General features: G+C 63.1%; 11 protein-coding genes. All 11 read left to right on the top strand.

Features of this window, described 5'->3' with window-relative positions; all coding sequences use genetic code 11:
- Positions 1-59: 59 nt before the first annotated feature.
- Positions 60-1,079 (top strand): type VI secretion system protein TssA, encoded by a 1,020-nt coding sequence (gene tssA, locus LUB09_RS08105; RefSeq protein WP_231422291.1) that lies wholly within the window; start codon positions 60-62, stop codon positions 1,077-1,079.
- 54 nt (positions 1,080-1,133) lie between these two features.
- Positions 1,134-1,640, top strand: coding sequence for a type VI secretion system contractile sheath small subunit (gene tssB, locus LUB09_RS08100; protein WP_003231688.1), 507 nt, complete (start codon positions 1,134-1,136; stop codon positions 1,638-1,640).
- Between the two features lie 2 nt (positions 1,641-1,642).
- A complete protein-coding gene (gene tssC / locus LUB09_RS08095) occupies positions 1,643-3,139 on the top strand; it encodes a type VI secretion system contractile sheath large subunit (RefSeq protein WP_057006334.1) in 1,497 nt (498 codons plus the stop codon).
- Between the two features lie 172 nt (positions 3,140-3,311).
- The gene (locus LUB09_RS08090) at positions 3,312-3,800 is read left to right on the top strand and encodes an Hcp family type VI secretion system effector (RefSeq protein WP_003231692.1); all 489 of its coding nucleotides are present in this window, start codon (positions 3,312-3,314) and stop codon (positions 3,798-3,800) included.
- Positions 3,801-3,922: 122 nt separating this feature from the next.
- A complete protein-coding gene (locus tag LUB09_RS08080; protein WP_231422290.1) occupies positions 3,923-4,369 on the top strand; it encodes a hypothetical protein in 447 nt (148 codons plus the stop codon).
- The gene (gene tssE, locus LUB09_RS08075) at positions 4,363-4,878 is read left to right on the top strand and encodes a type VI secretion system baseplate subunit TssE (RefSeq protein WP_231422289.1); all 516 of its coding nucleotides are present in this window, start codon (positions 4,363-4,365) and stop codon (positions 4,876-4,878) included. The genes LUB09_RS08080 and tssE overlap by 7 nt, the downstream gene beginning before the upstream one ends.
- Complete coding sequence (gene tssF / locus LUB09_RS08070) at positions 4,875-6,734, top strand: type VI secretion system baseplate subunit TssF (RefSeq protein WP_231422288.1); 1,860 nt, start codon at positions 4,875-4,877, stop codon at positions 6,732-6,734. Before tssE ends, tssF begins: the two co-directional genes overlap by 4 nt.
- Positions 6,698-7,741 carry a type VI secretion system baseplate subunit TssG gene (gene tssG / locus LUB09_RS08065; protein WP_231422287.1) on the top strand — a complete coding sequence of 348 codons (1,044 nt, stop codon included), beginning with the start codon at positions 6,698-6,700 and terminating at the stop codon, positions 7,739-7,741. The genes tssF and tssG overlap by 37 nt, the downstream gene beginning before the upstream one ends.
- Positions 7,734-10,385: a type VI secretion system ATPase TssH gene (gene tssH, locus LUB09_RS08060; protein ID WP_231422286.1), complete on the top strand. Its 2,652-nt coding sequence runs from the start codon at positions 7,734-7,736 to the stop codon at positions 10,383-10,385. The genes tssG and tssH overlap by 8 nt, the downstream gene beginning before the upstream one ends.
- 151 nt (positions 10,386-10,536) lie before the next feature.
- Positions 10,537-12,477 carry a type VI secretion system Vgr family protein gene (locus LUB09_RS08055; RefSeq protein ID WP_231422285.1) on the top strand — a complete coding sequence of 647 codons (1,941 nt, stop codon included), beginning with the start codon at positions 10,537-10,539 and terminating at the stop codon, positions 12,475-12,477.
- A gap of 14 nt (positions 12,478-12,491) precedes the next feature.
- A complete protein-coding gene (locus tag LUB09_RS08050; protein WP_231422284.1) occupies positions 12,492-12,926 on the top strand; it encodes a DcrB-related protein in 435 nt (144 codons plus the stop codon).
- Positions 12,927-12,930 lie beyond the last annotated feature (4 nt).

Below are 12,930 nucleotides of genomic sequence, written 5' to 3'. Positions count from 1 at the left end.
CGCGCAACTAATGCATGAATTGCTCGCCTTCCAGCGGGCTGATAGGGAGATCAATTTCAGTGGATGTGCCGTTGCTGCTCACCGCCGTTTCCGCGAACTCGCCGTGTGGCGAAGACATGGAATATGACGCGCAATTTCTCCAACTGGAACGTGATGCCAAGGGCCAGCCCGAGCGCAGCATGGGCGATTCCATCCTGCCCGCCGAACCCCCGGAATGGCGTAGCATCCAGCAGCAAAGTCTCGACTTGCTGCAGCGCAGCAAAGACCTGCGCATCACCCACTTTCTGCTGCAAAGCGCCCTCGCCCTCCAGGGTGTCTCGGGGCTGGCCGACGTCCTCACGCTGATCGATGCGCTGCTGCGCCAATACTGGGCCGAGCTGCATCCGCGCCTGGATGCCGACGACGACAACGACCCGACCGTGCGCATCAACGCGCTCTCCGGCCTGGCCAGCGACACCACCGTCCGCCTGCTGCGCGAAAGCATCCTCACGCGCTCGCGCACCTTCGGCCCGGTGACCCTGCGCGCCGCGCTCAATGCCAGCGGCCTGCTGAGCTTCCCCGATGAGCAACTCGGCGCGCAGCAACTCAACGCTGCGTTCCTCGACAGCGATCCCGACCAGCTGCAAGCCACCCGCGACGCCCTGAACGCGGCGCGTGCCGCCTGCGAAGCCATCGAACAACAGGTCAACGATCAGGTCGGTTCCGCCCAGGGCGTGGACCTCAGCGCCTTGAAGCAGCCGCTCAAACAGGCGTTACACCTGCTCAATCAAGCGGTGCCCGGCACCGACAGCAGCCGCGAACCCGAGGCCGTCAGTGACGACAATGCCCCCTCGGTCGACTTCGCCGCAGCCCCGGCCGCACCGCGTCCGGCTGGCGATATCGCCAGTCGCGATGACGTGCTGCGCAGCCTCGACAAGATCCTTGCGTATTACACCCGGCACGAGCCTTCGAGCCCGCTGCCGGTGCTGTTGAATCGCGCAAAGAATCTGGTGCACGCCGATTTCGCGGCCATCGTGCGCAATCTGATTCCCGACGGCATGTCCCAATTTGAAAACCTGCGCGGCCCGGACGGCGAGTAAGCCGCTTGACTGAGCAGTAACAACACCGTCGCTCAAGCGACCAGGAGCAGCAACGTGGCGAAGCAAAGTTCTCAGAAGTTCATCGCGCGCAACCGCGCGCCTCGGGTGCAGATCGAGTACGACGTCGAGCTTTACGGCGCCGAGAAAAAGGTCCAGCTGCCCTTCGTGATGGGCGTGATGGCCGACCTCGCCGGCAAGCCTGCCGAGCCTCTGGCGGCAGTCGCCGACCGCAAGTTCCTTGAAGTGGACGTCGACAACTTCGACTCGCGCCTCAAGGCCATGCAGCCGCGCGTAGCGTTCCATGTCCCCAACGAACTGACCGGCGAAGGCAACCTGAGCCTGGACATCACCTTCGAAAGCATGGACGACTTCAGCCCCGCCGCCGTGGCGCGCAAGGTCGACTCGCTGAACCAGCTGCTCGAAGCGCGCACCCAACTGGCCAACCTGCTGACCTACATGGACGGCAAGACCGGCGCTGAAGAAATCATCATGAAGGCGATCAAGGACCCGGCACTGCTCCAGGCACTTGCCAGCGCGCCGAAGCCTGCAGGGGATCAGTAATCATGACCGACACTACCGTTCGCGAAGGCGCGCTCAACCTGGGCGCCACCGAAGAAACCAGCGAGTTCGCATCCCTGCTGATGCAGGAATTCAAGCCCAAGACCGAGCGTGCCCGCGAAGCCGTGGAAACCGCCGTGCGCACCCTGGCCGAACAGGCCCTGGCGCAAACCGATCTGGTGTCCAACGACGCGATCAAGTCGATCGAATCGATCATCGCCGCCATCGACGCCAAGCTCACCGCCCAGGTCAACCAGATCATCCACCACCAGGACTTCCAACAACTGGAAAGCGCCTGGCGTGGTCTGCACTACCTGGTCAACAACACCGAGAGCGATGAGCAGCTGAAGATTCGCGTGCTCAACATCTCCAAGCCCGAACTGCACAAGACCTTGAAGAAATTCAAGGGCACCGCGTGGGACCAGAGCCCGATTTTCAAGAAGATGTACGAAGAGGAATACGGTCAGTTCGGCGGCGAACCTTATGGCTGCCTGGTAGGCGACTACTACTTCGACCAGTCGCCACCGGACGTGGAGCTGCTGGGCGAGCTGTCGAAAGTCTGCGCCGCCATGCACTCGCCATTCATCGCTGCGGCCTCGCCGACCGTGATGGGCATGGGCTCGTGGCAGGAGCTGTCGAACCCGCGCGACCTGACCAAGATCTTCACCACCCCGGAATACGCCGGCTGGCGCTCGCTGCGTGAATCGGAAGACTCGCGCTACATCGGCCTGACCATGCCGCGCTTCCTCGCGCGCCTGCCGTACGGCGCCAAGACCGACCCGGTGGAGGCCTTCGCCTTCGAAGAAAACACCGACGGCGCCGACAGCTCCAAGTACACCTGGGCCAACGCCGCGTACGCGATGGCGGTGAACATCAACCGTTCGTTCAAACACTACGGCTGGTGCTCGCGCATCCGTGGCATCGAGTCCGGCGGCGAAGTGGAAAACCTGCCGGCGCACACGTTCCCGACTGACGACGGTGGCGTGGACATGAAGTGCCCGACCGAAATCGCCATCAGCGACCGCCGTGAAGCGGAACTGGCCAAAAACGGTTTCATGCCGCTGCTGCACAAGAAAAATACCGACTTCGCCGCATTCATCGGCGCCCAGTCGCTGCAAAAACCGGCCGAATACGACGACCCGGACGCCACCGCCAACGCCAACCTCGCCGCGCGCCTGCCGTACCTGTTCGCCACCTGCCGTTTCGCGCACTACTTGAAGTGCATCGTGCGCGACAAGGTCGGCTCCTTCAAAGAGAAGGACGAGATGCAGCGCTGGTTGCAGGACTGGATTCTCAACTACGTCGACGGCGACCCTGCGCACTCCACCGAAACCACCAAGGCCCAGCACCCGTTGGCTGCCGCCGAAGTGATCGTGGAAGACGTCGAGGGCAACCCGGGTTACTACAACTCCAGGTTCTACCTGCGCCCGCACTACCAGCTTGAAGGGCTGACGGTGTCGTTGCGCCTGGTCTCGAAGCTGCCTTCGGCGAAAAGCGCTTGACCCAACGTTGAGCTAGCTCTTCTGTGGGAGGGGGCTTGCTCCCGATGGCATCACCTCGATCGGCCTGACAGACCGAGTTGCCTGCATCGGGGGCAAGCCACCTCCCACAGAGAAGCACTGCCCCTTTCGGGGCATAACAAATTCAGTGGCCTGGGCCACACAGGGAGAAAACATGGCTGTTGATATTTTCATCAAGATCGGCGACATCAAGGGCGAGTCCATGGACAAGGCCCACAAGGACGAAATCGACGTGCTGAACTGGAGCTGGGGCATGGCTCAGTCCGGCAACATGCACGTGGGCGGTGGCGGAGGCGCCGGCAAGGTGAATATCCAGGACCTGTCGCTGACCAAGTACGTCGACAAGGCGTCACCTAACCTGATGATGCACTGCGCCAGCGGCAAGCACATCGACAAGGTCAAGCTGACCGTGCGCAAGGCCGGTGGCGAGAGCCAGGTCGAGTACATGGTGATCAACCTGGAAGAAGTGCTGGTCACGTCCCTGAGCACCGGCGGTTCGGGCAGCGATGATCGCCTGACCGAGAACGTCACGCTGAACTTCGCCCAGGTGCTGGTCGACTACCAGCCACAGAAAGCCGACGGCACCAAAGACGGCGGCCCGATCAAGTTCGGCTGGAACATCCGGTCCAACACCAAGCGTTGATACAACACACCCCCGTCGTTACGCGCCGGGGGTGACCATATCGACCTGTGGAACCGAGGCCGAACCAAAGGCTTCTTCGATGGCGACTTTCTCTCCAAACAGGTCTGGTTCTGGGAATTGCAATGATCGCTAAAACGTTAAAATCAATGCTGTTCGCCAACCTGTTGATCAGCTTGAGCGCGTGCGCCGAGCCCGCTCCGAGCCCGCTCGACGCACCTGCTCGCACGCAGGGGGTATTCGCCGGTCAGGCCATCCAGCTCGTTGACGCCAAGGGGCAATGTGCGGTGCTCAAGCCCGACCAGACTCATCTGGCACTGGGAATGGAATGGCCGTGCTACTTCAACCTGAATCCAAAAGGTGAATTACGGGTAGAGACGTTCAGGGGTGTGCCGATTTTTCTGGTCGAGCGTAGCGTGCCAGAGCCTCCACCGAGCCGAGACTGCCTGACCCAATCCCAGGCCGTACGCTTGATCAACGGTCGCCTGGAAGCATCAACGGTCAACCCAAGCGCCATGTGCGGCTATGGTCAGGAAGACCAGAAAATGTTTACGGCCCTCTTCCGGTGGTAGCCGAAATCGCTCCCCGCGACCGTCTGCAACCGTCCCTGCTGGACCGGCTGACCGACGACGACCCGACCAACCCCAAGGAGAGCGCCGACAAACGCGTGCTGTCCCTGACCCAATTGAAAGCCTCGGTGCTGCGCGACCTGGCGTGGCTGCTCAACACCACTTCGCTGCTCGATGCCGATGCCACCCTGCACACACCGGCCGGCACTTCCGTGGTCAATTACGGCCTGCCGGCGCTGGCGGGCAACAGCGTTTCCAGTGTGGACATCAAGGCGCTCGAAGCATTGATCTACCAGGCCATCGCCACCTTCGAACCGCGCATCCTGCGTCACACCCTGCGGGTCAAGGCCCGTGTCGGCCAGGACGAGATGAATCACAACGCCCTGAGTTTCGAGATCGAAGGCGACCTGTGGGCGCAGCCGGTGCCGTTGCGCCTGCTGCTGCAAACCGACCTCGATCTTGAATCCGGCCATGTGCGTGTGGTCAACGCCGACCAGCGGAGACGCCCATGAACCCGCGCCTGCTGGAGCTGTACAACCAGGAACTGCACCACGTGCGCGAAAGCGCCGCCGAGTTCGCCCGGGAATACCCGAAGATCGCCAGTCGGCTGACGTTGTCCGGTATGGACTGCGCCGACCCGTACGTCGAACGCCTGCTCGAAGGCTTTGCCTACCTCACGGCCCGCGTGCAGCTCAAGCTCGACGCCGAGTACCCGACCTTCACCCACAACCTGTTGGAAATCGCTTACCCCCACTATCTGGCACCAACGCCGTCGATGACCGTGGTGCAGCTGCAGACCGACCCCGACGAAGGCTCTCTGGCCAGCGGCTTTCCCCTGCCTCGCGACACCGTATTGCGCGCCGCACTGGGCCGCGAAACCCAGACCTGCTGCGAGTACCGCACTGCGCACCCGGTGACGTTGTGGCCGCTGCAGGTGAGTAACGCCGAGTACTTCGGCAACCCCGCCGCCGTACTCGGCCGCCTGGCTGCCAGCGAGCCGAAAGCCAAGGCCGGCCTGCGTCTGACCCTGCGCACCGGCGCCGAGCTGCCGTTCAACAGCCTCGACCTGGACAACCTGCCGCTGTACCTCAGCGGTGCCGACGAGCAACCGTTCCGCCTCTACGAACAATTGCTCGGCGATGCCTGCGCCGTGTTTGCGCGCAAGCCGGGTGGCGACTGGGTCGAGCGCCTGCCCAAAGACGCGCTGCGCTCGCGAGGCTTTGACGATGCCGACGCGGCGATGCCGGTGGTGGCGCGTGCGTTCCAGGGCTATCGCCTGCTGCAAGAGTATTTCGCCCTGCCCCATCGCTTTCTGTTCGTCGAGTTCGCCGAACTGAGCCGCGCGGTCAAACGCTGCGACGGCCAGGAGCTGGAGCTGATCGTGCTGTTCGACCGCCACGAGCCGGGCCTGGAAGGCAGTGTCGGTGCGGCGCAGTTCCTGCCGTTCTGCACGCCGGCGATCAACCTGTTCCCCAAGCGCGTGGACCGCATCCATTTGTCCGACCGCGTCAACGAACACCACGTGATCGCCGACCGCACGCGGCCGATGGACTTCGAGATTCACTCCTTGAGCGGCATCACCGGCCACGGTACCGGGCCGGAGCAACCGTTCCTGCCGTTTTACGCGGTGCGCGATCCGTCGCGCTACGGCCGTGATCAGGCGTACTACACGGTGCGCCGCGAGCCCCGTGTATTGTCCAGCGACCAGCGCCGCAACGGCCCGCGCTCCACCTACGTGGGCAGCGAAACCTTCGTCAGCCTGGTGGACAGCCTCCAGGCGCCTTATGGCCACGACTTGCGTCAACTGGGCGTGACCGCGCTGTGCACCAACCGCGACCTGCCGCTGTTCATGAGCGTGGGCAACGGCAAAACTGACTTCACCCTCGCCGACAGCGCGCCGGTGTTGGCCGTGCGTTGCGTGGCCGGGCCAAGCCGTCCGCGCGCCAGCCACGCCCACGACGCCAAGGCGTGGCGGCTGATCAGCCAGCTGTCGCTCAATTATCTGTCGCTGAGCGAGCAAGGCCAGGGCGCCGGCGCCCTGCGCGAACTCCTGCGCCTGTATGGCGACAGCAACGACGCCGCCCTGCCATTGCAGATCGAAGGCCTGCGCGAGGTCAGCAGCAAAGCCGTGACCCGGCGCCTGCCGATGCCCGGCCCGATTGTGTTCGGGCGCGGCCTGGAGATCACCCTGGAATTCGATGAAAACGCGTTTCGCGGCACCGGCGTGTTCCTGCTCGGTGCGGTGCTCGAACGCTTCCTGGCACGCTACGTGTCGATCAACAGTTTTACCGAGACGGTGATCCGTACCACCGAACGCGGCGAGATCATGCGATGGAAAGCCACGCCCGGACGGCGTCCGACCCTGTGAGTACCCTGGAGGCGATGCACCAGGCGCCCTGGGAATATGACTTCTTCCAGGCGCTGCGGCGTATCGAGTGCGAATCGCCGGACCTGCCGCGCCTGGGCCATTCCCTGCGCCTGGCGGACGACCCGCTGCGCCTCGGGCAACAGGCCGATTGCACCTTCGCCCCGGCCACTTTGGCCTCGGTCGACCCCGGCGGCGACGGCAAACCGGCACGGCTCGAACAGTTCTTCTTCGGCCTTGGCGGCCCCAACGGCCCGCTGCCGCTGCACATCACCGAGTACGTACGCGAGCGTCAGCGCAACAACGCCGACAGCACCAGCAAGCAGTTCCTGGATGTGTTCCATCATCGTCTGCTGAGCCTGTTTTACCGGGCCTGGGCCGAGGCGCGGCCGACGGTCAGCCACGACCGCCCGGACGATGACTACTGGTCCGCGCGCCTGGCGGCGTTAAGCGGACGAGGCATGCCGAGCCTGCTGAATCAGGGGCTGATCCCCGACACCGCCAAGCTGCATTACAGCGGCCACCTGTCAGCGCAAACCCGCTACCCGGACGGCTTGAAAGCCATCCTCAGCGAGTATTTCGGCCTGCCGGTGGAAATCGAGGAATACGTCGGCCAATGGCTGGAACTGCCCGAGCGCAGCCGCGTGGGTGTCAGCGCCAACCAGTTGGGCGTGGATTTCTGCCTGGGCAGTCATGTGTGGGACCGCCAGCATAAATTCCGCATCCGCCTGGGCCCGCTCACGCTCCAGGACTACATGGGCATGCTGCCAGGCGGTCAGCCGTTCAACCAACTGGTGGCGTGGGTGGCCGAGTACCTGGGCCATGAACTGGATTGGGACCTGAACCTGATTCTGCAACAACCCGAAGTCCCGGCGCTGCAACTCAACGGCCAGTTCCGCCTGGGCTTCAATACCTGGCTCGGCCAACCCGAGCGGGACGCCAACGACCTAATCCTGGCCCGGCATTACGCCGATCACGCCACCACCTCAAGGAATCCAGAGCATGGGTGAAATCAGTCGCGCCGCGCTGTTCGGCAAACTCAACAGCGTGGCCTACAAGGCCATCGAAGCCGCCACCGTGTTCTGCAAGCTGCGGGGCAACCCCTATGTGGAACTGGCCCACTGGTTCCACCAGTTGCTGCAACTGCAGGACTCGGACCTGCACCGCATCATCCGCCAGTTCAACGTGGAACCGGCGCGCCTGGCCCGTGACCTCACCGAAGCCCTGGACCGTCTGCCGCGCGGCTCGACGTCGATCACCGACCTGTCCTCCCACGTGGAAGAAGCCGTGGAACGCGGTTGGGTGTACGGCAGCCTGATGTTTGGCGAAAGCCAGGTGCGTACCGGGTATCTGTTGCTCGGCATCTTGAAGACACCGAGCCTGCGTCACGCACTGCTGGGCTTGTCCGCCGAGTTCGACAAGATCAAACCCGAAGCCCTGAGCGAGCGCTTTGACGACTACGTCGGCGACTCGCCGGAAAACACCTTGAGCGCCAGCGACGGTTTCAATCCCGGCGTGCCCGGCGAAGCCAGTGGTGCCATGGCGCCCAGCGCGATGGGCAAGCAGGAAGCGCTCAAGCGCTTCACCGTCGACCTCACCGACCAGGCGCGCAGCGGCAAGCTCGACCCGATTGTTGGCCGTGATGAAGAGATCCGCCAGTTGGTGGACATCCTCATGCGCCGGCGCCAGAACAACCCGATCCTCACCGGTGAAGCCGGCGTGGGCAAGACCGCCGTGGTCGAAGGGTTTGCCCTGCGTATCGTTGCCGGTGACGTGCCGCCGGCGCTCAAGGACGTGGAACTGCGCAGCCTCGATGTGGGCCTGCTGCAAGCCGGCGCCAGCATGAAAGGCGAGTTCGAACAGCGCCTGCGCCAGGTCATCGAAGACGTGCAGGCCTCGCCCAAACCGATCATTCTGTTCATCGACGAAGCCCACACCCTGGTGGGTGCCGGGGGTGCCGCCGGTACGGGCGATGCGGCCAATCTGCTCAAGCCTGCACTGGCCCGTGGCACCTTGCGTACCGTGGCCGCCACCACCTGGGCCGAGTACAAAAAGCACATCGAGAAAGACCCGGCCCTGACCCGCCGCTTCCAGGTGGTCCAGGTGGCCGAGCCGTCGGAAGACAAGGCGCTGCTGATGATGCGCGGCGTCGCATCGACCATGGAGAAACACCATCAGGTGCAGGTGCTCGACGAAGCCCTGGAAGCCTCGGTGAAGCTGTCGCATCGCTACATCCCTGCTCGCCAGTTGCCGGACAAGTCCGTGAGCCTGCTGGACACCGCCTGCGCCCGCGTCGCCATCAGCCTGCACGCGGTGCCGGCCGAAGTGGACGATAGCCGCCGCCGTATCGAAGCGCTGGAAACCGAGCTGCAGATCATCGCCCGCGAACATGCCATCGGCATCGACATTGGTGCGCGCCAGAGCAACAGCGAAACGTTGCTGACCGCAGAGCGTGATCGCCTGGCGACGCTGGAAAGCCGCTGGGCCGAAGAAAAAGCGCTGGTGGACGAGTTGCTCGCCACCCGCGCGACCTTGCGCGAAAAGGCCGGTGTGGTGGACAGCGGCAACGACCAATTGCGCGCGCAACTGGTCGACCTGCAACAGCGCCTGACCGCCCTGCAAGGCGAAACCCCGCTGATTCTGCCGACCGTGGATTACCAGGCCGTGGCCTCGGTGGTCGCCGACTGGACCGGCATCCCGGTGGGCCGCATGGCGCGCAACGAACTGGAGACGGTGCTCAACCTCGACCAGCACCTGAAGAAACGCATCATTGGCCAGGACCATGCGCTGCAGATGATCGCCAAACGCATCCAAACGTCTCGCGCCGGCCTCGACAACCCGAGCAAGCCGATTGGCGTGTTCATGCTCGCCGGCACCTCCGGCGTGGGCAAGACCGAAACCGCCCTGGCCCTGGCTGAAGCCATGTACGGCGGCGAGCAGAACGTGATCACCATCAACATGAGCGAGTTCCAGGAAGCCCACACGGTGTCGACGCTCAAGGGCGCGCCACCGGGTTATATCGGCTACGGCGAAGGCGGCGTGCTGACCGAAGCGGTGCGGCGCAAACCCTACAGCGTCGTGCTGTTGGACGAGGTCGAAAAAGCCCACCCGGACGTGCATGAAATCTTCTTCCAGGTGTTCGACAAGGGGGTGATGGAGGACGGCGAAGGCCGCGTGATCGACTTCAAGAACACCCTGATCCTGCTGACCACCAACGCCGGCACCGAGCTGATTTCCCGGGTGTGCAAGGACCCGGCGAACATCCCCGAGCCCGAGGAAATCGCCAAGGCCCTGCGCCAACCGCTGCTGGAGATTTTCCCGCCGGCGCTGCTGGGCCGGCTGGTGACCATTCCCTACTACCCGCTGAGCGACGAGATGCTCAAGGCGATCACCCGCCTGCAACTGAACCGCATCAAAAAGCGCGTGGAGAATACCCACAAGGTCGCCTTCGACTACGACGACGCGGTGGTCGACCTGATCGTGTCGCGCTGCACCGAAACCGAAAGCGGCGGGCGCATGATCGACACTATCCTCACCAATACGTTGCTGCCGGACATGAGCCGTGAGTTCCTCACGCGCATCCTTGAAGGCAAGGCGCTGGCGGGGGTGCGGATCAGCAGTCGGGATAACGAATTGCACTATCAGTTTGGCTGACAGAGTGCGGTTAAAACTGTGGGAGGGGGCTTGCTCCCGATAGCGGTGAATCAGTCACTCCATGTATCAACTGACGCACTGCAATCGGGAGCAAGCCCCCTCCCATACTTGATCCGGTTTCTTCAGTTATTCAGTTATTACAGGACAACCGATGCTATTCAACCAAGCCTCACGCCTGGCCAGGATCACCAGCCCCCTCGGGCCGGATGTGCTGCTGCTCAATGAAATGGGCGGCGGTGAAGAGCTGGGAAGGCTGTTCAACTATGAGCTGCAACTGACGTCACTGGACGCCAACATCGACCTCAACCAGTTGCTCGGCAAACCGATGAGCGTGGGCGTGCAACTGGCGGACGGCGGTGAGCGACACTTCCACGGCATCGTCGCGCGCTGCAGCCAGAACATCGACCAGGGCCAGTTCGCCAGTTACCAGGTGACGTTGCGCCCATGGCTCTGGTTGCTGAGCCGTACCTCGGACTGTCGGATTTTCCAGAACCTGAGCATCCCGCAGATCATCAAGCAGGTGTTTCGCGACCTGGGTTTTTCCGACTTCGAAGACGCCCTGAGCCGGCCGTACCGCGAGTGGGAATACTGCGTGCAGTACCGCGAGACCAGCTTTGATTTCGTCAGCCGCCTGATGGAACAGGAAGGGATCTACTACTTCTTCCGCCATGAACAGGACCGCCACGTGCTGGTGCTGGCCGACGCCTATGGCGCCCACACCACGGTGCCCGGCTACGCATCAATTCCGTACTACCCCAAAGACGAGCAGCAGCGCGAGCGCGACCACATGCACAACTGGCACCTCGCCCAGGAAGTGCAGCCGGGCTCGCTGGAGCTTAACGACTACGACTTCCAGCGCCCCAGCGCCAGCATCGACGTGCGTTCGGCGATGCCACGCCCGCACGCCGCCGGCGACTATCCGTTGTACGACTACCCCGGCACTTACGTGCAAAGCGCCGATGGCGAACACTACGCGCGCACCCGCATCGAGGCGCTGCAAACCCTGCACGAGCAGATCGAGTTCGCCGGCAATGCCCGGGGCCTGGGGTCAGGCCATCTGTTCAGCCTCACCGGCTTCAGCCGCCAGGACCAGAACCGCGAATACCTGATCGTCGGCTGCCGCTATTACATCACCCAGGAAAGCCTGGAAAGCGGCGGCGGCTCGGGTTCGGCGCAATTCGAAAGCAGCCTGACCTGCATCGCCGCCCAGCAAAGCTTCCGCCCGCTGGCCAACACCCATCGGCCCATCGTCAAAGGCCCGCAGACGGCGCTGGTGGTCGGCCCCAAGGGCGAGGAAATCTGGACCGACCAGTACGGCCGCGTGAAGGTGCATTTCTACTGGGACCGTCATGACCAGTCCAACGAGAACAGCTCGTGCTGGATTCGTGTGTCGCAGTCCTGGGCCGGCAAGAACTGGGGCTCGATGCAGGTTCCACGCATCGGCCAGGAAGTGATCGTGAGCTTTCTGGAAGGTGACCCGGACCGCCCGATCATCACCGGGCGGGTGTACAACGCCGAGCAGACGGTGCCTTACGACCTGCCGGAGAATGCCACCCAGAGCGGCATGAAAAGCCGTTCGAGCAAGGGCGGCACACCGGCCAACTTCAATGAAATCCGCATGGAGGACAAGAAGGGGCTGGAGCAGTTGTATATCCATGCCGAGCGCAATCAGGACATGGTGGTGGAGGTGGACGAGAGCCACTCGGTGGGGCATGACCGCAACAAGAGCATCGGCCACAACGAGACAGTGACCATCGGCAACAACCGACTGCGCATCGTCAAACAGGAAGACATTCTTTCGGTCGGCCAAAAGAAGACCGACAGCATTAGCCAGAGCTACGTGATCGAAGTGGGTGAAAACCTGCGTCTGGTCTGCGGCGAAAGCGTCCTGGAGCTGAACGCCAGCGGTCAGATCAACCTCACCGGCGTGCAAATCAGCTTCTACGCCAGCGGCGACGCAGAGTTCAACACCGGCGGCGTGCTGCACCTGAACAACGGCGGCGGCGCTGGCGCAACACCTGATGGCCAGGGCGTTAAAGCCGCTATCGATGCCAATATCAAAGCCGCCTTCCCCGCCCCCAAAAGCTCCTGACGAGACTGCTTGCCATGACGTACCGCATCAACGAATTCCAGTTTCAACTGCCGGCCGCCGAGTTGCAGGACGCGACGATCAACATCCTCAAGTTCCCCGAGCTGGGCACCTCCCTGATCGTCAGCCGCAGCTTGCTGGCCGATGGCGAAACCCTGCACAGCAACTTCAACGATCAACTCCAGCGCCTGGAAAAACAGGTGCAGGATTTGCGTTATCAGCCGGGCGTCGACGTGCGCCTGGGTGCGGCGCAGGAAGTCGAAGGCATCGAACTGCGCAGCCAGTTCAACAAGGGCAATGACAAGGTGTTCCAGTATCAACTGGCACTGGTGATTCCGGGCACGCGCAAGATGCTTGCCTTGAGTTATGTGAAGGCGGACGCGCTTGGGGATGCTGAGGCGGCGCATTGGGCATTGATCAAGAGTTCGCTGTCGTTCGACGTGCCACAGTGACGAA

The sequence above is a fragment of the Pseudomonas sp. Leaf59 genome (genome assembly GCF_920984685.1).
In the GTDB taxonomy this organism is placed as follows: Bacteria; Pseudomonadota; Gammaproteobacteria; order Pseudomonadales; family Pseudomonadaceae; genus Aquipseudomonas.
The sequence above is the reverse complement of the archived record's forward strand: the minus strand, read 5'-3'. Positions and strand labels throughout refer to the sequence as shown.